At 69.5% G+C, this 20,475-nt stretch carries 14 protein-coding genes; 3 read left to right on the plus strand and 11 right to left on the minus strand.

What is annotated here, in order from left to right; translation table 11 throughout:
* Positions 1 to 156: 156 nt before the first annotated feature.
* The 3 genes from DTL70_RS35040 to DTL70_RS01695 all read right to left on the minus strand — a co-directional run bounded on the left by DTL70_RS35040 (position 157) and on the right by DTL70_RS01695 (position 5,354).
* Positions 157 to 3,171 (minus strand): ATP-binding cassette domain-containing protein, encoded by a 3,015-nt coding sequence (locus DTL70_RS35040; protein WP_114020015.1) that lies wholly within the window; start codon positions 3,169 to 3,171, stop codon positions 157 to 159.
* A 123-nt stretch (positions 3,172 to 3,294) separates the two neighbouring features.
* Positions 3,295 to 4,053, minus strand: coding sequence for an NUDIX hydrolase (locus tag DTL70_RS01690; protein WP_114020016.1), 759 nt, complete (start codon positions 4,051 to 4,053; stop codon positions 3,295 to 3,297).
* Between the two features lie 95 nt (positions 4,054 to 4,148).
* Positions 4,149 to 5,354, minus strand: a complete 1,206-nt coding sequence (locus DTL70_RS01695; protein ID WP_114020017.1) for a DUF4192 domain-containing protein — start codon at positions 5,352 to 5,354, stop codon at positions 4,149 to 4,151.
* Positions 5,355 to 5,493: 139 nt separating this feature from the next.
* Between DTL70_RS01695 and DTL70_RS01700 the strand changes: the two genes are divergently transcribed.
* A complete protein-coding gene (locus DTL70_RS01700) occupies positions 5,494 to 7,683 on the plus strand; it encodes a RecQ family ATP-dependent DNA helicase (RefSeq protein WP_114020018.1) in 2,190 nt (729 codons plus the stop codon).
* A gap of 312 nt (positions 7,684 to 7,995) precedes the next feature.
* Positions 7,996 to 8,508, plus strand: coding sequence for a hypothetical protein (locus tag DTL70_RS01705; protein ID WP_147266715.1), 513 nt, complete (start codon positions 7,996 to 7,998; stop codon positions 8,506 to 8,508).
* A 121-nt stretch (positions 8,509 to 8,629) separates the two neighbouring features.
* Here DTL70_RS01705 and DTL70_RS34900 read toward each other — a convergent pair whose 3' ends face one another.
* The 7 genes from DTL70_RS34900 to nrdR all read right to left on the minus strand — a co-directional run bounded on the left by DTL70_RS34900 (position 8,630) and on the right by nrdR (position 16,703).
* Positions 8,630 to 8,965 carry a hypothetical protein gene (locus DTL70_RS34900; protein WP_342776435.1) on the minus strand — a complete coding sequence of 112 codons (336 nt, stop codon included), beginning with the start codon at positions 8,963 to 8,965 and terminating at the stop codon, positions 8,630 to 8,632.
* 397 nt (positions 8,966 to 9,362) lie between these two features.
* Positions 9,363 to 10,040 (minus strand): ribonuclease HII, encoded by a 678-nt coding sequence (locus tag DTL70_RS01715; RefSeq protein ID WP_114020021.1) that lies wholly within the window; start codon positions 10,038 to 10,040, stop codon positions 9,363 to 9,365.
* 167 nt (positions 10,041 to 10,207) lie between these two features.
* Entirely contained in the window at positions 10,208 to 11,407 is a 1,200-nt protein-coding gene (locus tag DTL70_RS01720; RefSeq protein ID WP_114020022.1) for an ADP-ribosylglycohydrolase family protein, read from the minus strand.
* 12 nt (positions 11,408 to 11,419) lie between these two features.
* On the minus strand, positions 11,420 to 12,079 hold the full coding sequence (locus tag DTL70_RS01725; protein ID WP_114020023.1) for a histidine phosphatase family protein: 660 nt from the start codon (positions 12,077 to 12,079) through the stop codon (positions 11,420 to 11,422).
* Positions 12,080 to 12,133: 54 nt separating this feature from the next.
* Positions 12,134 to 12,742, minus strand: a complete 609-nt coding sequence (locus DTL70_RS01730) for a YdbC family protein (protein WP_114020024.1) — start codon at positions 12,740 to 12,742, stop codon at positions 12,134 to 12,136.
* A gap of 245 nt (positions 12,743 to 12,987) precedes the next feature.
* Positions 12,988 to 15,891, minus strand: a complete 2,904-nt coding sequence (locus DTL70_RS01735; protein WP_114020025.1) for a vitamin B12-dependent ribonucleotide reductase — start codon at positions 15,889 to 15,891, stop codon at positions 12,988 to 12,990.
* A 188-nt stretch (positions 15,892 to 16,079) separates the two neighbouring features.
* Complete coding sequence (gene nrdR, locus DTL70_RS01740) at positions 16,080 to 16,703, minus strand: transcriptional regulator NrdR (RefSeq protein WP_114020026.1); 624 nt, start codon at positions 16,701 to 16,703, stop codon at positions 16,080 to 16,082.
* A gap of 735 nt (positions 16,704 to 17,438) precedes the next feature.
* On the opposite strand from nrdR, the gene lexA reads away from it, so the two are divergent.
* Positions 17,439 to 18,236, plus strand: coding sequence for a transcriptional repressor LexA (lexA, locus tag DTL70_RS01745; protein ID WP_114019438.1), 798 nt, complete (start codon positions 17,439 to 17,441; stop codon positions 18,234 to 18,236).
* 164 nt (positions 18,237 to 18,400) lie between these two features.
* On the opposite strand, the gene DTL70_RS01750 is transcribed toward lexA, so the two are convergent.
* Complete coding sequence (locus DTL70_RS01750; protein WP_114020027.1) at positions 18,401 to 20,383, minus strand: ATP-dependent DNA helicase; 1,983 nt, start codon at positions 20,381 to 20,383, stop codon at positions 18,401 to 18,403.
* Between the last annotated feature and the right edge of the window lie 92 nt (positions 20,384 to 20,475).

A 20,475-nucleotide genomic window follows, 5' to 3' on the forward strand; every position in this document is an offset into this window, starting at 1 on the left:
ACCGACCACATCACCGGTGGTCAGAGCCATCTCTCCCCTCCATCTCACGGATTGGTGCCACCGCGGCGTGAACACCCCGCCGAGCCTGCGGTCATCGGGAAACAAGTAACCAACTGAGGCCGTCGCCACGGTGATCCGCGCGTCGAATCGGACCGTTCACTGCCGCCTCGGTCTCGCTCGCAACGACATGACGCCGTACGCCCCGAACAACACGGTCAGCGACAGGGCAAGCGCACGACCCACTGGTTGCGTCGCGATCTCCCCGGCCACCGAGCCCCACTGATCGACAGCCGACGGCCAAGGAAAGAGCAGCAGCGATCTCAGGCGTTCCGGCATTCCGTCCACCGGCTGGCCGTCGGCACCTACCGCGGCCCGAGCCACCAGGGGCGCCACCAGCGACGGGACGGCCACAACCGCGATCAGACCCGACAGCGTCGAACGGCAGACCCCCGCGGCCAGCAGCCCGGCCCATGCGCACCCCACACACAGCGCCAGAACCGCGAACACCTGCACCCCCAATGAGGGCACCATCTGGCCGACTCCTGCCCCACCGGGCACGGAAAGGTGGGTCAGGCCGGCCAGTTCGAGAGTCCGGTCGGGAAAGTCCAGTACGCCACTGTCGGGACCGAAGAAGAGGGTGAGCACGGCTGCGTTGCACAGAGCTGTCGCCGCGCACAGCCCCACGGTCGCGCCTGCGGTCACGACGAGCTTCGCCACCAGCAATCCGAGTCTCCGCGGTACGGGCACCTGCGCGGGAGCCAGCGCCGGGTACCGGAATTCCTGGCCGAAGGCAGTGGCCCCCAAGAAACCTGCCGCCACTGCGGCGGGCGGCACCATAAACGGTGACCCGGGCGGCCACCCCATCAGCAGTTTCAGCCCTGGAGCGATACCTGTCGCCGCGTCGGCCGTGCTCCCGGCGCCTGTACGGGCAACCGAGACCGCAATGACCAATCCCGCCAACAGTGCCAGCGCGATCACCACCCACGGAGTCCGCACACCGAACTGCCGCCGCAGTTCGTACTGCACCGGCGCTACCGGGCCGGACCGTCGCACCACCGGAGAGACCGGAAATGCCGCAGCCGTGGTCTCGCCACTTGCGGCCGTGAGCTCGCCACTTACGGTGCCGCTCCCGCCCCGCCCGATGGTTTTGGGCACACCGTCGCTCGCGTTGCCGTCCCCGTTTCGCCACATCCGCAGCCGGTCACGAGCAGAGGCCACGATTCTGGCCGCCCAAGGTGCGTCGGCAACCTGTCGGCCCGTTCTCGCCGAGCCGCCCCTCGCCGAGCCGACGGACGCCGAGCCGACGGACGCCGCGTCGATGGACGCCGCGCCGGCGGATGCGGCGCTGACCGTAGCGGAGCGCATGGCGTCGATTGAAGAGGAAGTGGCGTGCGGAGCTACGGCGCTGGTGCAGGTCTCGCTGCCGGCGTGCACCGCAGGCGCGCCATCACCCGGGACGTGTGCGGATACCGGTGTCGAGCGCGCGCCAGGTGGCCTCTCTTCCGTCCGTGTTCCCCTGTTGTCCGAGACCCGCTCGTTCGGTGTCACGCGCACCGGCAACGCCTCGTGCGGGCCGATGTTCCCCGCTCCCCCCGCCGCAGCCTGTTGGCCACCGGATACCCGCTCCCCCTCCGGGTTCACATTCGGCGGATCATTCTCCGCCAGCCGAGCATGGCTTCCCCGGGACGTCGAAGCCGACGCTCTGCCTACCGGGCGCCGCTGTTGCCCACGCCTCTCATCGGGTGCATCCGCCCCGCCGGTTTCGTCCGAGGCCGCCGGGACCAGCGCCTCTTCGTCGGACGCCCTGTCCGGGTCCGTCGGCTCCTGCGCCGCCTCGGCACGTACCTCGCGGGAAGCCGGCCCCTCATGCCCGCCCCGACGGGCAACCGGCTCCGACTCGCCCCCTGGCCCGGCGTCCATGCCGGCGAGGACTTCACCTGTTCCGTCGGCGCCCCTGCCGGAGCTGTCCCGTTCCGCCGGCTCCGCACTCGTGCTTGGTGTCGCCGCACCTGCACGCCCCGGCACGTACGCGTGAGGACCGGGAACGGCGGCGTGCCCGGGAGTTGCGGACTGGACTCCAGCCGCGCCCGCGCCCTCTCCCCACACGGTTTCGTGCGCTCCGTTCCGCCGACCGGGCTCGGCACTCTGCCCTTTTCGGCCATCATCCGCCCCCTCTTCCGCTTGTTTGCCCGCAGCGACCCCCGAGTCTCGGGCGGTTGGACGAAGAGCATCGGATGGTCGGCCATCCGCCCTTTCCAACGCGCTGGGCCGCGAGCCGTCCCCCGTGTCACCGATCTCATCCTTCAGTTGGTGCACGAGAATTCCGTGTCGGTACGCCCACTCCCCCACCGCCGCGCAGTCGCTCCCGTAGACCGACACTCGACTCCCCCCTTCACACACCACCTCAACAGCGCCCCGCCCCTTGCGGGTTCGCTCTCCGCTCCTGGCCTCCTGTGAGAGGACCGCCGCGAACCGTTCCGCGTGCGGCGTCCGCACCGCCACCCGAGGGCGGAGCCGGGTGCGGGCGAAGTCCGCGGCCTTCTGGTCGGCCACCAGCCTGCCTCGATTGATGGACACCACGCGGTCGGCGATCCGTGCGGCTTCTTTCGGGTCTCGCACGGTGACGAGCACCAAGCCTCCGTGCTCCGCGTAACTCCGCAGCAGACCCTGCAGCCAACTCGCCTCGCGGAGTGACAACCCCTGTGTCGGTTGGTCCAGAACCAGCGTGTGCGGGTCGCCCAGCAGCGCCGCCGCCATCCCGAGCCGCCGGTCCATCCCGAGCGAGAAATCCCCCAGCCGCTGGTCGGCAAGGCCGCTGAGACCGACCACTTCCAACACCTCGTCCGCCCGCTCGACCGGTACCCCGGCGACGGCCGCCAGCATCCGCAGGTGCCCTCGAGCGGTGCGTGCAGGATGCCCCGGGACGTCCCCGAGCAAGACGCCGATCTCTCGCGCCGGATGCGGGATCCGCTGCACCGGACGCCCCCGGAAGAGCGCGACCCCCCGCCCCGGGAGGAGTTGCAGCATCAGCCGCAGCGCCTCGCTCTTGCCCGAACCCGTCGGCCCCAGCAGCACAGTGACCTCGCCCGAGCGAGCCTCGAACGTGAGGTCGTCAATCTGCGGCTGGCGCTTGCGCCGGGCCGTGCTGGTGAGTCCGATGGCCTGGATCATCGCTTCTCCCACAGAACGCGTGGTGGACGCATCTCTGCACGATAACGCGACATTTCCGACTTTCCGGGTAACCCGCTCGATCGATCCCGGCCCGGTCAGGCAGTTCGCCGCCGGGAGCCGTCGTTACGCCTCTGGACGCAACATGGGCGGATTGAGAACAGTGGCCTCTCCGGTGCGGAAGAGCTGTGCGGGGCGCCCGCCCTGGCGGGTCGTCGTCCCGCCGGTCGGCATCAGGAAGCCAGGCGTGCCCGTCACTTTCCTGTGGAAGTTCCGCGGATCGAGCGCCACTCCCCACACCGCTTCGTACACCCGGCGCAACTCTCCCACGGTGAACTCGGGCGGACAGAAAGCGGTGGCGAGCGAGGAGTACTCGATCTTGGATCGCGCCCTCTCCACGCCGTCCTGCAGGATCTGTCCGTGATCGAAGGCCAGCGGTGCCTGCTGTTCGGCATCCCGCCCCAGCCCCTCCGACGCGTCGAGAAGAGCGTCCGACGGTGCCCATCGGGCACTGCGCGCATCGCCGCCGGCGACGGGCGAGGGAAGATCGGGCGCGAGCACGAGATACGCCACGCTGACGACCCGCATCCGGGGGTCCCGCTGCGGCGCACCGTACGTGGCGAGCTGCTCGAGGTGAGCTCCCCCTCGATGCCCCTCGGTCGCCTGGGAGTGGAGGAGCCCGGTTTCCTCGGCGAGCTCCCGCGAAGCCGCGACCTCCAAGCCCTCGTCATCCCGCACGAACCCGCCGGGCAACGCCCACCTGCCCTGATAGGGAGGCTCCCCCCGGCGCACGACCAGGGAACACAGCGCGTCCTTGCGCACAGTGAGCACCACGAGGTCGACGGTGACGGCAAAAGGCGGGAAGGTCGATGGATCATAGGGCATGGCGTGATCATAGTCGTCTCCCTGACGATAAACAGGCCGTTCAACAGCACCGACCCCACCTGCTCCCGCTGCTTCGAGGCCGATGAGAGCGACTGTCAGGAGGTGGCATCCGCAGGGCCATCCGGCTCCCCGCCTTCGCCGCCCGCCCGCAGGCCAGGGCGCTCCCCTCGCAGGCAACGGCGCACCTCACCGGGGTCTAGGCCTTCGTTGCACGCCTGATGCAAGAGCCGCGCGAACAGATAATCGGGATCCGTGCGAAGAGCGAGCCCCAGAGCGACACGGGCCGTCGGCACATCCCCGCCCGCCCATGCGACCCAGCCCGCGAGCGTGAGCAGCGGCGCCGAATAGATCCGGTATGGCCCTGTACAGCGGCGGGCCAAGGCACGCCACAGACGCACGGCGGGAGCGGAATCCATTCCCTCCATCCATTCGGCTGCCTGATCCCGCGTATCGCGATCCTGGAGGCCCAGAATCGCCGTCGCACATTCATCGTGTCCGAGCAAGCTGTCATCGTGCGCGTCCTCGCTCGTCCATGTCGCCACAGACGGTGTGCAGCGCTGGAAGCGCTGCATCAGATGCCCGAGCAGTGCCAAAGTCTCGGCGCGCACCCGCTCCCGGTCGTCGTCCTTGAGCATGCGAGGGGTGAGCCGCAGGCTCGCAGCGTCCAGCGTCCGCTTCTGCTCATCGGCGAACGGGGGCCCGAGAGGAATCAGCCGCTGCTCCATCTCGCGAAGGGATCCGTGCATCGGCATACCGGCATAAGCGGCGGCGACGGCCATGACGGAAGTACCCGTACGGGCCAGCGGAATGCCCTCCGGTGGGCAACAGCGCTGGTTGGGACAGCAGTAGGAGTACCACCTCCCTTCCGAGAGGCAGAGAGCCTCGTAGACGGGCATGTCACGCTCGCCACAGGCGAGACGCAGGTCCTGGACGAGCGGACGCAGCCGCTTCATGACATCCCTGCCGCTATGTCCCTCACCCGGCTCCTGGCACAGGAAGACCAAGGCACCGTCGGGCCGAGCTCCTCGCGCCTTCGAGCTGGCCTCAAGGCACTCCGCGACCTGTGGCGCGAGAGCCGCCCGACCGCCTTCCGTGTCCGGAATGCCGATCCGGAGCCGGCCTCCGAAGCGGCCCCGCTCGCCGTGCAAGGCGACGACCACAAGAGAGTCGTCAGGATAGAAACCGAGGAGGTACGGCAGAGCTTCGGCCAGCTCGGCCGGCTCGCGAAGAGAGACGCTGAGCTTGCCGGACGCGGAGGCCGTGGGCTCGTCGCCCTGCTCTGCGTGGTCGTGATGTGTCATGCGTCGACCGTGACGGAGAACCCGGATCCGTGGTCGAAAGTTATCCACAGGTATGGCGATTCATCATCTTTTCATACCAATAGCGAGTTATCCACAGGCCGGTTCTCCGGAGACCTTGCGCATCGGGTTGCATGGACGCATGAGCGATACACAGCTGCGACGAGACGCCGACGCGGTGCTGGCCGATCTCGTCGGCGACAAAGAAGGCACGGCCAAACTGCGCCCGGACCAGTGGCGGGCCATCGAGGCACTGGTGGCCGAGCGTAAGCGCGCACTGGTGGTACAGCGCACTGGCTGGGGCAAGTCAGCCGTGTACTTCGTGGCGACGGCTCTCCTGCGCAAGCAGGGATCGGGACCAACGGTGATCGTCTCTCCCCTGCTGGCCCTGATGCGCAACCAGGTGGAGGCAGCCGCACGAGCCGGTATCCGCGCCCGCACCATCAACTCGTCGAATCCCGAGGAGTGGCAGGCGATCGAGGCGGAAGTGGGTCTCGGAGAGGTCGACGTACTGCTGGTCAGCCCCGAGCGTCTCAACAACCCCGATTTCCGGGACAACGTGCTTCCGAGCCTGACCGCTTCCACCGGACTCCTGGTCGTGGACGAAGCCCACTGCATCTCCGACTGGGGCCACGACTTCCGTCCCGACTACCGCAGGCTGCGCACCATGCTCGCCGAGTTGCCATCCGGCGTTCCGGTGCTCGCGACGACCGCCACGGCCAACGCACGCGTCACAGCTGATGTGGCCGAGCAGCTCGGCACGGGCGGCGCGGGTGACGACGAAGGCATGTCCACCGGCTCCGCACCCGCACTGGTGCTTCGCGGACCGCTCGACCGGGAGAGCCTCAGCCTCAGCGTGCTGCGCTTGCCGGACGCTTCGCATCGGCTCGCCTGGCTGGGAGAGCACCTTGGCTCCTTGCCGGGTTCGGGCATCATCTACACCCTGACGGTGGCCGCCGCCGAGGAGGTCACGGCATTCCTGCGCCAGTGCGGACACGAGGTCGCCTCCTACACGGGCAGGACGGAGAACGCCGATCGCGAAGCCGCTGAGGCAGACCTCCTGGCCAACCGTGTGAAGGCCTTGGTCGCGACATCGGCCCTGGGCATGGGCTTCGACAAACCCGACCTCGGCTTTGTCGTCCATCTCGGTTCGCCTTCCTCCCCCATCGCCTACTACCAGCAGGTGGGCCGCGCCGGCCGCGGTGTGGAACACGCGGAGGTCCTCCTGCTGCCAGGGCAGGAGGACGAAGCGATCTGGCGGTACTTCGCCTCGCTCGCCTTTCCCGCCGAGGAACAGGTGCGGCGCACGCTCGACGTGCTCGCTGCATCGGGCGGCCCGATGTCCTTGCCCGCTCTGGAGCCCCGCGTCGAGCTCCGCAGGTCACGGCTGGAGATGATGCTGAAGGTTCTCGATGTCGACGGTGCCGTCCGGCGAGTCAAAGGTGGTTGGGTAGCCACTGGGGCACCGTGGCGGTACGAGACCGACCGGTACCAGTGGGTGGAGCGCCAGCGGCTGGCCGAGCAGCGCGCCATGCGCGGCTATGCCGAGACCACCGACTGCCGCATGGAGTTCTTGCGCAGGGAGCTGGACGACGACAAGGCAGCACCCTGCGGCAGATGCGACAACTGCGCCGGCGCCCGGTTCAGCGCGACGGTCGGTGAGGCCTCGGTCGTGGCCGCCAAGGGTGAGCTGCGGAGGCCGGGGGTACGAATCGAGCCACGTCGGATGTGGCCGACCGGCATGCCGTCGGTCGGCATGGATCTCAAGGGCCGCATCCCCGCACAGCAGCAAGCGGCACCCGGGCGGGCGCTCGGGCGGCTCTCGGACATCGGCTGGGGAAACAGACTGCGTCCGCTGCTGGCCGAGCAGGCAGGGGACGGCCCCGTACCCGACGACGTGTTGCAGGGCGCGGTGACGGTGCTTGCGGACTGGGCGAAGGCACCAGGTGGCTGGGCGACAGAGGGACCGGAAGCGTTGGCGCGTCCAGCGGGGGTCGTCGCCATCGAGTCCCGAACTCGACCGCGGCTTGTGCGGTCGTTCGCGGAACGGATCGCCGACATCGGCCGCATGCCACTTCTGGGAGCGGTGGCCTGCGCTGACGAGTTCGGCCTGCTCAACGGCCCCCGGAGCAACGGAGCCCAGCGCCTGCGTGCGGTGCATGACACGCTCACGATGCCGCCGGAGCTGGCCGCGTCCATGGCTGCCGTGGACGGCCCGGTGCTTCTGATCGACGACTACACCGACACCGGCTGGACTATCACCGTGGCAGCCCGAATGCTCCGGGAGGCCGGCGCGAAGGAGGTGCTGCCACTGGTTTTGGCGGCGCAGTGAAGAAGAGTGGCCCTCCCTCCTCTCGCGGAACCAACCCCCGACCCGCACCCAGGGGGGAGCCGAGTGACAGGCGGACGCGACCACCGGCTCGTCGAAGACAGCACCGTCCTCACTCGTTCGAGGAAGGGAGACACGGGAGGGGAGACAGGAGGCTCAGCGGGAATAAGGGGAGAGACAGCCGCAGGAGGCCCGGTGGTGCGCTCCGTGTTCGCCGCCGCCCCGCCCAGCGCTACAGAGGGGAACAGCACGAGCGGAGGAGAGAGGGTGACCTTCGGTTCTGTTTCAGAGCCCGTTGCGGGACCCGGTCGCGGCTTGGCACCACATGCCCGCCGTGTGGTGCGGCTCGCGGAGTGGGTGGCCGCCGCCACCCCGCTGCCGCAAGATCCGCAGGCTGTGGTGGACGGGTTGTGCACACTTCACCTGCCGCGCCCGCCGACCACCGTGCTGGGGGTGCTCGGGTATGACGAACGGCTCGTCGCCAGCGCGTCGTTCAGCCTGGAGCGCTCGCGGCCGGACGGATGGGAGTACCGCAACGCACTGCTGGATCCGCTCCGCCGGATCACCCCGCACGACCTCCGCCGACGGGTCCCCTCCCGCACGGCAGTGCTGCTGTGCGCTCGGTTCGGAGAGTCCGGGTGGACGACGGTGGACGGTGCCTGGATGTGGGGACTGCGTGACGCCTGCACGCTCCATGGCTTGCGCTGCGGCGCCTACATCACGCTGACGTCGTCCGGGTGGCGGATCCTCGGAGCGCACCGCAGCGGCCGATCGCCCAGCGCCACGACAGTGTCGGGACTTCTCGGCGACTGTTCCGGCGCAGCCTGAAGCCGGTCGGCGGAGCCCGCGGTCCGCAGCTCCGCTTCGCAGGTCCGGCATCCCCGTGGCCGTGAGCACCCAGCAGGTGAAGGCAGAAGGCCCGTGGCCGGGAGCAGCACGGCTCACGGGGTCAGAGCAAGGCGCGCAGACGCTCGGGATCACCGCAGACGATGAGCTTTTCCGTGGCCTTCTCCAGTGCGGCGGGCAGCGCGGCGGCAGCCTCCGGGTCGGTGCCTCCGTTGACGGCCAGCAGCACGACCGCGCGCTGGCTGGTGCGGGACAGGGAGGAGGTGTGCGCGCAGAAAACGTCTTCGCCAGCGGCGAGTTGGCGCCAGTACGCGTCCTCACCGAAGGAGAGCTCGTGCTCGGCCCACGGGTGCTGAGCACCGGTGGTCAGCAGCAAAATCTCTGCGGGCGCACGGCCCTCGTCGAGGAGCTTGTCGACGGTTTCGTCGGCGACCTCCACGGCGGTGGCATCGCTCGCGGCGACCAGTTGGATCTGCGCCGTGCCGGACGCTGACGGTGCGTTCGGAGCGGGCTTGGCGGGCGCGGAGCTCTGGCGGGGGACACCGGGGCGGCCGGGGGTACTGGGGCCCTTGCTGTCCGATCGCGGCGGCGCGGGGCGCGGAGTGGAACGCGGACCTGGAATGGGGTTCGCGGTGCGTGATGCCTGTGGTGTTCGGGACGCTCCCGCGGAAGTGCGGGTGTCCGGGACGCTCTCGTAAATCTGTGACTCCTCGGGAGTGAGAGGCATGGGATGTTGTCTATCAAATGCAAGAAACAGCAGTGTCAGCGGGTTCGGCATGCCGGGCTATTCCCGGATCGGGACCGGACTTCGCGACGGAGCCGCCCTGCGGCGGGGTTCAAAAGAGACCGATCTGTTCCACTGGCTCGATCCGGTTGCGCTTGAGGTGCTTCCAACGGGTCAGGGCGTCCATGTAGGCCCAGGACAGTCGATGGTGGGGAGTGGGCCCGCTCTCTTCCAGGGCCGCCTTGTGCACGGGCGAGGGATAGCCCGCGTTGTCCTGGAAGGCGAACTCCTCGTGTTCGGGCGCGAGTTCGGTCATGAGCGCGTCTCGGCGCACCTTGGCGATGACCGAGGCGGCGGCGACAGCGACACACGACTGATCGCCCTTGATGACGGTGCGGACCCGCCAGGGTGCCCCGAGGTAGTCGTGCTTGCCGTCGAGGATCACGGCGTGGGGCCGTTCGGGCAGGCCGTCCAGTGCGCGGATGGCGGCGAGCCGGAGAGCAGCGGTCATACCGTGGGCGTCGATCTCCTCCGGGGTGGAGTGACCGAGGGAGTAGGCGGTGACCCAGTTGGTCAGTTCCGCGGCCAGCTCGCTGCGGCGGGGCTCGGGGATGAGTTTGGAGTCGGTCAGGCCGGCTGGAGGGCGACGAAGGCCTGTGATCGCGGCACAGACCGTGACGGGTCCGGCCCACGCTCCGCGACCGACCTCGTCCACTCCAGCAACGATCTTGGCACCCGTGGTGGCGCGGATCGAGCGCTCGACGCGATGGGTTGGGGACTCGTACGGCATGGCAATACCAAGCGTATCCGCTGGGGGCGCGGCCAGTTCACGGGACTCCCGTTTTGATGCCGCGAGTAAGGCGGAAAGGAAGCCTCGCTCGCGGAAAGGGACGCATTGGTGACTCAGAGTCCACGAAATGGGGTGGTGGGGTCCGCCGGCGCGGGTTACCGGGAGTCTCACTCCAGGTTTTCCACGAGCCAGGGTGGAAAGCCCTCGGTTCGCGCGTCCCACTCCTCGGGAGGGGCGGCGGGGCCACCGGCCGCCACGACGCCGCCGACGATGGCGCAGGTGGTGTCCACGTCCCCTCCGGCTCCGGCGGTGGTCCACACGGCGGCGCGGAAGTCGCCCAGGTGCCGGGCAGCGGCCCACAGGGTGAAAGGCACGGTGTCCTGTGTGCTGGTGCGTCGGCCACAGCCGAGGACGGCTGCCACCGTGCCGACGTCGGAGTAGTCGAGCAGGTCGATGGCGCGGCGCAGCCCCGCGTGTACGGCGCTCCGGGGCACGTGCTTCAGGACTTCGAGCAGAAGAGTCTCGGCCATGAGAGGTGCCGTCGAGCCCGCGCCGGTTGCCCGTTGTCCACGGGTGGCGGGCGGGTCCTGGTGAGCCGTCGGCTCGTCGGACGCCCGTCCTTCGGCGGGGGTCCGACCCGCACCTTGGGCCTGTCCCTCAGCGGTAGGCCCGGGGCCCTCGCCCTGGACCGGTCGCGGAACGGAGGTGGACAGGCCCTCACCCTGGACCGGTCGCGAAGCGGAGGCGGGCGGTTCGTCGCCGTGGACCGGCCGCAAGGCGGAGGAGGCGGCAGGGGCGGCCGTGGCGGAACGGTCGTGGGCGTCGGCGGCGACGAGAGCCGCGGCAGCCGCGACGGCTCGGGTGCCGGCGACGGCCTCCGGGTGCCGGTGGGTGACCTCAGCGGAGCGTGCGGCTTCGTCGGCCGCCCGGTCCGGGTCGTCGGCGAACCAGGCGCCCAGCGGGGCCACCCGCATGGCACCGCCGTTGCCCCAGGAGCCCTGCCCGTCGAAGAGGGAGGAGGCCAGCTCACGCCAGTCTCCACCCTCCTGGCGGATGAGGCGCAGCATTCTGTTCACCGCGGGGCCGTAGCCGCGGTCGAAGTCGTGGTGTGTCGCGAAGGAGGCGGCCAGCGCGTCCTGGTCGGCACTTCCGTGCCTGGCGAGTACAGCCACCAGGGAGGCCGCCATCTCGGTGTCGTCGGTCCACTGCCACCGCCCTGGCGGCAGCTCGCGACGTCGGAGGAAGGGGAGGTTGTCCGGTATGAAGAACTGGGAGCCCAGGGCGTCGCCGACGGCCAGGCCACGCAGGCTGGCCAGGGCGCGGGAGATCCGCTCGGCAGCTACGGGATCGGGGATTCGATCACTCATGTCTTGCCGATGCTAGCCGGAACTTCCGTACGGGCGAGGCGTTTGCCAGCGTTCGAAGGGCCGGTCGAGGTGGTAGCGGCCTTCCGGACCGAGGAGGAGGGTGCGCATCTCACCGTTGCGGGGATTGGAGAGGCATTCGAACTCCTCGACGGTCCAGTGGAACCAGCGCATGCAGAACAGTCGCATGGTGAGCCCGTGGGTGACGAGGAGAACGTTGGGCGGATTGTCGTGGGCTTCGAAGCTGCGCCACAGGCTCTCGAGGAAGGCACCGACACGGTCGTAGACGTCGGCACCGGATTCGCCCTGGGCGAAGCGGTAGAAGAAGTGCCCGTAGGCATCGCGGTACTTCTTCTGCTGCCGCACGTCCTGCCGGTCCTGCCAGTTGCCCCAGTCCTGTTCGCGCAGCCGTGGCTCTTCGCGGACGCGCACCTGGGCCGGCCCCATGCCGAGTGCGGCGAGGGTTTCGCGAGTGCGACGGTAGGGCGACACGTAGGCGGAGACGCGTTCGCCGTCGAACAACTCGCGCAGTTGCTTGCCGGCCTCATCGGCCTGCCGCGCACCGCGCTCGGTCAGTGGCAGTGCGTGGTCGGGTACGCGCTCGTAGATGCTGTCGTCGGAGTTTCCCTCCGACTCTCCGTGGCGGAGGAGGACGATACGACGTGGACGCGCCATGGGCTCCACCCTAGGCCAGTCGGCTCCAGGTCAGACGGCCGGACGTCCGCACGCTCAAACGGTCCAGGAGGGCTCCAGGTCGATGACGTCACCGGCCACGTGGGTGACGTCGGCACCGGTCTGGGCCCGCAGCGCCAGGCGTTCCACCCGCTCGACCCGGTATTTTCCGTACTCGGCGGTGGAGTCCCACATGGAAAGCACCAGGAACTCGTCCTCTGTGTTCGCTTGCGCGAACACGCCGCGCAGCATGCCGGGAGAGCCCGCCATGGCCGGGTTCCACACCTTCTCCTGCATCAGCGTGTAGTGCTCGATCCTCTCGGGTCGCACCCGGCAGTGGGCCACGCGCAGCAGGTCGGCGTCGGTGAACACGGGACGGAAGCCGGTTTTGACGTCGAACCGGTACTCGAAGAGCCTGACCTGCATCTCCTTGTAGGTACCGACCTGCGAGGCGTGCAGGCGGTCGTGGGATCGCGCCATGAAGGAGTCGTAGAAGGCCCGGCTCTCCCAGAATCCGAAGAGGTGGACGACACCGTTCTTGGCCCGGCTCCACCCGCCGCCCTGCCCACGGAAGCCCGGCTCTCCGAGCAGTCCCGCCCATTTCCGCTGTGCCCGTGCGAAGCCCGGGCGGTCGACGACGGTGCAGCGCATCCACTTGACCAGCACCGCGCCATCGTACGGCCATCTCAGCGACCCCCGGCCCCGGCGGCAGCTCCCCGGCGGCGACCTCGCACTGGCGTACTACGGGCCGTGCCCGGTGGCACGGATCGGACCGCTGCCACGGCCCTCCCCGGCAGCGGCCTCGACACGCGCGGAGGCGGAGGACGGCGCTATCAACCGTCCCCCGCCTCACTCTCACGCGGGTGTTACCTCCCCGCTTCCACGCGGGTCACGCGGGTCTCCCTCGGGGCTCAGCTGCAGCCGCTGGTCGAGCCGCAGCCCTCGCACAGGTAGCAGCTGCCCGCCCGGCGCATCTTGGTGCCGCAGGAGAAGCACAGCGGAGCGTCCGCGTTCAGGCCGAGCTGCATCTCGAGCAGCTCCGTGGAGTTGTGGGCCTCCCTCGGTGCCGGGGCGGGTGCCTCCGGCTCGGCCACCGTGCGCTGCACGTCCTTGCTGTCGGGAGCCTCCTCGTGCGAGGCGGCCTGCGCCCCCTGCTCGGCCGTCGGGGCCGACTGGGCCAGGGCGTCCGCGTCGAACTGCTCTTCGTTCGCCTCGTAGGAACCCGTCTCCAGGTGCCGCTGGCGCTCGGCGGCCGAGTGGATGCCGAGTGCCGATCGGGTCTCGAAGGGCAGGAAGTCCAGGGCCAGGCGGCGGAAGATGTAGTCGACGATCGACTGTGCCATCCGCACATCGGAGTCGTCCGTCATGCCGGCCGGCTCGAAGCGCATGTTGGTGAACTTCGAGACGTAGGTCTCCAGCGGAACGCCGTACTGGAGGCCCACGGAGACGGCGATGGAGAAGGCGTCCATCATGCCCGCGAGGGTCGAGCCCTGCTTGGACATCTTGAGGAAGACCTCGCCCAGGCCGTCGTCCGGGTAGGAGTTGGCCGTCATGTAGCCCTCGGCGCCGCCCACCGTGAAGGAGGTGGTGATGCCGGGGCGGCCCTTGGGCAGCCGGCGGCGGATCGGGCGGTACTCGACGACCTTCTCCGGCTCGGGGGCCTCGGCCTTCTTCTCCTCCTTGGCCTTGGCCGACAGCGGCTGGCCGACCTTGCTGTTCTCGACGTAGACGGCCAGCGCCTTGGTGCCGAGCTTCCAGCCCTGGAGATAGATCTCCTCGACGTCCTCGACCGTGCTGCTCGCGGGCATGTTCACGGTCTTGGAGATGGCGCCCGAGAGGAACGGCTGGGCTGCGGCCATCATGCGGACGTGACCCATCGGCGAGATGGAGCGCTCGCCCATGGCGCAGTCGAAGACCTCGTAGTGCTCGGGGCGCAGGCTCGGTGCGTCCACGACGTTGCCGTGCTCGGCGATGTGCTCGACGATCGCCTCGATCTGCTCGGGCTGGTAGCCGAAGCGCTTGAGGGCCTTGGGGACCGTGTTGTTCACGATCTGCATCGAGCCGCCGCCGACGAGCTTCTTGAACTTGACCAGGGCCAGGTCGGGCTCGACGCCGGTGGTGTCGCAGTCCATCATCAGGCCGATGGTGCCGGTCGGGGCCAGTACGGAGGCCTGCGCGTTGCGGAAACCGTTCTTCTTACCGAGCCGCAGCACGTCCTGCCACGCCTCGGTGGCCGCCGCCCACACGGGAGTGTCGAGGTCGTCCACGCGTGTGGCGACGTCGTTGGCGTCGCTGTGCTGCTTCATCACGCGGTTGTGCGCATCGGCGTTGCGCGCGTAGCCGTCGTACGCGCCGACGACCGCCGCGATCTCGGCGGAGCGCTTGTAGGAAGTGCCGGTCATCAGGGAGGTGATGGAACCGGCCAGCGCGCGGCCGCCGTCGCTGTCGTAGGCGTGTCCGGTGGCCATCAGCAGGGCGCCGAGGTTGGCGTAGCCGATGCCGAGCTGGCGGAAGGCGCGGGTGGTCTCGCCGATCTTCTCGGTGGGGAAGTCGGCGAAGCAGATGGAGATGTCCATCGCCGTGATGACCAGCTCGGTGACCTTGGCGAACCGCTCCGCGTCGAACGACTGGTTGCCCTTGTCGTCGTCGCGCAGGAACTTCATGAGGTTGAGCGAGGCGAGGTTGCACGAGGAGTTGTCCAGGTGCATGTACTCGCTGCACGGGTTGGAGGCGGTGATCCGGCCCGTCTCCGGCGAGGTGTGCCAGTGGTTGATGGTGTCGTCGTACTGGATGCCGGGGTCGGCGCAGACGTGAGCGGCTTCCGCCATCTTGCGGAAGAGCTGCTTGGCGTCCACCTCCTCGACGGGCTCGCCGGTCATCCGGCCGCGCAGCTCGAACTTCGAGCCGGACTCGACGGCCTTCATGAAGGCGTCGTTGACGCGCACCGAGTTGTTGGCGTTCTGGTACTGGACGGAGGTGATGTCGTCCCCGCCCAGATCCATGTCGAAGCCCGCGTCGCGCAGGGCGCGGATCTTCTCCTCCTCCTTCACCTTGGTGTCGATGAAGGCTTCGACGTCGGGGTGGTCGACGTCGAGGACGACCATCTTGGCGGCCCGGCGGGTGGCGCCGCCCGACTTGATGGTGCCGGCGGAGGCGTCGGCGCCCCGCATGAAGGAGACGGGTCCCGAGGCGTTGCCGCCGGAGGAGAGGAGCTCCTTGGAGGAGCGGATGCGGGAGAGGTTCAGGCCGGCGCCGGAGCCGCCCTTGAAGATCATCCCCTCTTCCTTGTACCAGTCCAGGATCGACTCCATGGAGTCGTCCACCGACAGAATGAAACAGGCGCTGACCTGCTGCGGCTGCTTGGTGCCGACGTTGAACCACACCGGGGAGTTGAAGGCGAAGATCTGGTGCAGCACGGCGTAGGCCAGCTCGTGCTCGAAGATCTCCGCGTCCGCGGGAGAGGCGAAGTAGCCGTTGTCCTCACCGGCGGCGCGGTAGGTCTTCACCACCCGGTCGATCAGCTGCCTGAGGCTGTTCTCCCGCTGCGGGGTGCCCACGGCGCCCCGGAAGTACTTGCTGGTGACGATGTTGACCGCGTTCACCGACCAGAAGTCGGGGAACTCGACGCCGCGCTGCTCGAAGTTGATCGAGCCGTCGCGCCAGTTGGTCATGACGACGTCGCGGCGCTCCCAGGTGACCTCGTCATAGGGGTGCACGCCGGGGGTCGTGTGGACGCGCTCGATGCGCAGTCCCTTGTTCGCCTTGCTGCCCTTCGCGCGGGAGCCGCGTGCTGGGCCGCTCGTCGTCTCTGTCATTCCGCCTCCCTGTATGGGGCATAACGCCCCAACATGCCCCGGTTCTTCCCCGAGAACTGTGCCTGTCTGGTGACCCGGACACAGTGCGTGCCCAGGCCAGGTCTCTGTGATGTGCCGGGTTCCCCCGGCCTGTCGCCGGTCTCTCCTCCGGCTTTGCCGGCCCCGCGCGCGGGCGGTGCCGGGGCCGCTCAGTCGGCGGCGGCTGACGCGGGGGCGCCGTCGGCCCCGCGGGCCCTGGCTCCGTCCCCGCCGGGCTCGTCACCCGTCATTTCGCCGGTGCCGTCGGCTTCACCGGCCCCATGGGCCCGCTCGCCGTCGCCGACCGGGAGGCCGGCGTTCGCCCGGGTCCCGGGGACGGGAGCGGACGGATGCGCCTCGCGCAGGTCGGCTATGGCCGCCTCGAAGTCCTCCAGCGACTCGAAGGCCTTGTAGACGGAGGCGAAGCGCAGGTAGGCGACCAGGTCCAGGTCCTGCAGGGGGCCGAGTATGGCCAGTCCGACATCGTGCGTGGACAGCTCCGCGCTTCCGGTGGCCCGGACGGCCTCCTCCACCTTCTGCCCCAACTGGGCGAGGGCGTCCTCGGTGACTGGGCGGCCCTGGCAGGCCTTACGAACGCCGGCGATCACCTTGTCCCTGCTGAACGGCTCGGTGACACCGCTCCGCTTGATCACCGTGAGTGATGCATTCTCCACGGTGGTGAAGCGGCGGGAGCAGTGGGGACACTGGCGACGCCGCCTGATGGCCGCGCCGTCATCGGCCGTACGGCTGTCGACCACGCGACTGTCCGGATGCCGGCAGAAGGGGCAGCGCATCGTTTCCACCCTTCCAGGACTCTCGTGAGCCCTCACCGTGCATGACAGAACACGCCTGGGCACCCCCGTCACAGGGGCCCCTCGACGGGCCACCAGCATAGGCCAAGTCTCCCGGCGTGAGCACCCGGGGACCACTACTTGTGGTGGCGTGCGCTCATCAAACCACTAGATCTGGTAGCCACTCGCAGAAGGAGGCCAACACGCGTGTCGCCCTTGGCGCGGGCCACGAGCCTACGCGAGGCGGGGCGGCGGGCGGGTCCCGGGGCACGCCTGCAAGACTGTGCGGAACGCCGACGGCACCTCGCGACACGATGGCGGAGCGCGACGCGCGGCGCCGGAACACGGGAGGGCGGCGTCGGCCGGGAGAAGGTCCGCCGGAGCACCCGGGCGCGTTCCGGACGGTCGGATTGACAGGAAATAGTCACAGAGAGCAACTGGCAGCGACAGAACCACAGCGGTTGGTGCCGCACCGCCGGAGGCGACGCTCGGACAACCGTACGAGCCGCCGCCCCACATAGAGGTGCGGAGGACTCCGGAAAGACGGGAGCGAAAGGCGCGCGCGGTTTCCGGAAGGTTCTGCGAAACCCGAGGGTACGAGCGACGCGCGACTTATACACCTCTGCCGCCGAAGGAGTCCGGAGAACCGCGGATTTTCACTCGAACGTGTGTTTGGCGCAACCTTTCGAAACCAACTACCGTTGTCCGGCTAGGGAGAACTTCTCGAGAGGGGCCGACGTGACCACGACCGCTGACAGCGCCACCATCACCTCCCAGAACCGCTCAGCTCAAGCAATGGACGAAATGCAGCCGGTGAACGAGTCCGCGAACGCGGAGGGCCAGGAAGAACAACCTGCCAAGCGCTCGCTTCCCGGCCGACCTCCAGGCATTCGAGCCGACAGTTCGGGACTCACCGACCGGCAGCGCCGGGTGATCGAGGTGATCCGTGACTCGGTCCAGCGACGCGGTTATCCGCCGTCCATGCGGGAGATCGGCCAGGCAGTCGGGCTCTCCAGCACCTCCTCGGTGGCACACCAGCTGATGGCCCTGGAGCGCAAGGGCTTCCTGCGCCGCGACCCGCACCGGCCCCGCGCCTACGAGGTGCGCGGCTCGGACACGCCCAGCGCGGCACAGGCCGCCACCGACACCGCGGGCAAGCCGTCGGCCTCCTACGTTCCGCTGGTCGGACGCATCGCCGCGGGCGGGCCCATTCTCGCCGAGGAGTCGGTCGAGGACGTCTTTCCGCTGCCGCGCCAACTCGTCGGTGACGGTGAGCTGTTCGTCCTGAAGGTCATCGGGGACTCGATGATCGAGGCCGCCATCTGCGACGGCGACTGGGTCACCGTCCGGCGCCAGCCAGTCGCCGAGAACGGCGACATCGTCGCGGCGATGCTCGACGGCGAGGCGACCGTCAAACGCTTCAAGCGCGAGGACGGGCACGTCTGGCTGCTGCCGCACAACTCCTCGTACCAGCCGATCCCGGGTGACGACGCGACCATCCTCGGCAAGGTCGTCGCCGTGCTTCGGAGGGTCTGAGCCCCGCCGCGGCGGGCCCGTCCGGGCCTCGGGCGGCAACGCAAGAGCGGCAGCACGACAAGGAACGGCCCTCGGGCCGCAGGCTCACGGGCCGCAGGCCTTCTCCGCGTGAGGGGCCGGCGGCCCGCCGTCGTCGGCCCCGGTGCTGCCGGAGCCGGCTGCGGTCACCCTCGCTTCGCTCCCTCGTCGATGGCGGCGAGGGAGCGGCGGACCTGGTTGCGGTCCGTCGTGTACCAGAAGTCGGGCATGGAGGCGCGGAGGAACCCCCCGTAGCGGGCGCGCTCCAGGCGCGGGTCGAGAACCGCGACGACGCCCCGGTCCCCCGTCGCCCGGACGAGCCGGCCCGCGCCCTGGGCCATGAGCAGCGCCGCGTGCGTGGCGGCGACCGCCATGAAGCCGTTGCCCCCCGCCTCCTCTACCGCTTTCTGGCGGGCGCTCATCAGCGGGTCGTCGGGGCGCGGGAACGGCACCCGGTCCATGACCACCAGCTGGCAGTTCGGCCCCGGTACGTCGACGCCCTGCCACAACGACAGGGTGCCGAAAAGACAGGTCTCGGCGTCCTCCGCGAACCGCCGGATGAGCTCTCCCAGCGTCTCCTCGCCCTGGAGCAGGATCGGCAGACCGAGCCGTCCGCGCAGCTCCTCGGCGGCTGATCTGGCGGCGCGCATGGAGGAGAACAGGCCGAGCGTACGGCCGCCCGCCGCCTCGACCAGCTCCGTCAGCTCGTCCAGCATGTCGGTGCGCTGGGGCTCACGGCCGGGGTTGGCCAGGTGCTTGGCGACGTAGAGGATGCCCTGCTTGCGGTAGTCGAAGGGGGAGCCGACGTCCAGGCCCTTCCACGGGGGTGTCTCGGCGGCCGCGTCGCCCTCCTCGTCCCCTAGCCCCTCAGGGGCCAGGCCGAGGGAGGCACCGACCCCGTTGAAGTCCCCACCCAGCTTGAGCGTGGCGGAGGTGAGAACGACCGAACGGTCGGCGAACAGCTTCTCGCGCAGCAGGCCGGACACCGACAGCGGGGCCACCCGGAGGGAGGCTCCGAAGCGCTCATGCCGCTCGTACCAGATGACATCGAACTCCGAGCCCTCCAGAATCCGTTCGGCGACGTCGTGGACGTTCTCGACGGAGGCCTTGGCCTGCTTGCGGACCGCGTCCTCATCCTGGACGGACTTGTCCCGCGTGTTGCCCAGCGCGCTCAGGCACGTGCGACCGGCGTCACGCAGCGCCATCAGCGCGTACTGGAGGTCCTCGGGAACCTTCTCCAGACGCCCGGGAAGCGCGAGCTCCATGAGCCGCTCGAAGGTCTCGGCCGCCGTCTGGAGCTGGTCGGCCGCCTTCTCGTCCACCAGCTTGGCGACGCGGCGCATCGCACGGTTGACCGCGCCTGGCGTGAGCTCGCCGGTGGCCACCCCGGTGACCCGGGAGACCAGCTCGTGCGCCTCGTCGACGATCAGCACCTCGTGGCCGGGGAGCACGGGGGCCCCCTCGATGGCGTCGATGGCCAGCAGCGCGTGGTTGGTGACGATCACCTCGGCGAGCTTGGCGCGCTCGCGGGCCGCCTCCGCGAAGCACTCGGCGCCGTAGGCGCACTTGCTCGCGCCCAGGCACTCACGGGAGGACACCGACACCTGGGCCCACGCGCGGTCGGACACACCCGGCTTGAGGTCGTCCCGGTCGCCCGTCTCCGTCTCGTCCGACCAGTCGCGCAGCCGCAGCAGGTCCTGGCCCAGCTTGGAGGTGGGCGTCGCGCTCTCGAACGGGTCGAAGAGGCCGTCCTCCTCTTCCTGCGGGACTCCCTCGTGCATGCGGTGCAGGCACAGGTAGTTCGAACGACCCTTGAGCATGGCGAACTCGGGGCGACGGCGCAGCTGCGGGTGCAGCGCCTCGACGGTGCGCGGCAGATCACGCTCGACGAGCTGCCGCTGGAGCGCGAGCGTCGCGGTGGCGACCACGACGCGCTCTCCGTGCGCGAGCGCGGGCACCAGGTAGCCGAGGGATTTGCCGGTGCCGGTGCCCGCCTGCACGAGGAGGTGGCGGCCGGCGTCGACAGCCTCGGCGACGGCCTCGGCCATAGCGGCCTGACCTGGGCGTTCGGTGCCCTTGACGGCGTCGACGGCGGCCTGGAGGAGTTCGGTGACGGCGGGCTTGCTCATAGACCCGACACCTTACGCGGCGCCACCGACACTCCGCTCGGCGCCGACGCCCACGCACGGTGTCCCCGCGCTCGCCTCGGCGCCTTCCCGGG

The organism is Streptomyces diacarni (assembly GCF_003323715.1).
Taxonomy (GTDB): Bacteria; Actinomycetota; Actinomycetes; order Streptomycetales; family Streptomycetaceae; genus Streptomyces; species Streptomyces diacarni.

Excerpts from the sequence above, each read along its gene's own strand:
- nrdR (WP_114020026.1), bottom strand. The coding sequence starts at position 16,703 with ATGCGCTGCCCCTTCTGCCGGCATCCGGACAGTCGCGTGGTCGACAGC.
- DTL70_RS01735 (WP_114020025.1), bottom strand. The coding sequence starts at position 15,891 with ATGACAGAGACGACGAGCGGCCCAGCACGCGGCTCCCGCGCGAAGGGC.
- DTL70_RS01700 (WP_114020018.1), top strand. The coding sequence starts at position 5,494 with ATGAGCGATACACAGCTGCGACGAGACGCCGACGCGGTGCTGGCCGAT.
- DTL70_RS35040 (WP_114020015.1), bottom strand. The coding sequence starts at position 3,171 with ATGATCCAGGCCATCGGACTCACCAGCACGGCCCGGCGCAAGCGCCAG.
- DTL70_RS01715 (WP_114020021.1), bottom strand. The coding sequence starts at position 10,040 with ATGCCGTACGAGTCCCCAACCCATCGCGTCGAGCGCTCGATCCGCGCC.
- DTL70_RS01690 (WP_114020016.1), bottom strand. The coding sequence starts at position 4,053 with ATGCCCTATGATCCATCGACCTTCCCGCCTTTTGCCGTCACCGTCGAC.
- DTL70_RS01695 (WP_114020017.1), bottom strand. The coding sequence starts at position 5,354 with ATGACACATCACGACCACGCAGAGCAGGGCGACGAGCCCACGGCCTCC.
- DTL70_RS01725 (WP_114020023.1), bottom strand. The coding sequence starts at position 12,079 with ATGGCGCGTCCACGTCGTATCGTCCTCCTCCGCCACGGAGAGTCGGAG.
- DTL70_RS01750 (WP_114020027.1), bottom strand. The coding sequence starts at position 20,383 with ATGAGCAAGCCCGCCGTCACCGAACTCCTCCAGGCCGCCGTCGACGCC.
- DTL70_RS01720 (WP_114020022.1), bottom strand. The coding sequence starts at position 11,407 with ATGAGTGATCGAATCCCCGATCCCGTAGCTGCCGAGCGGATCTCCCGC.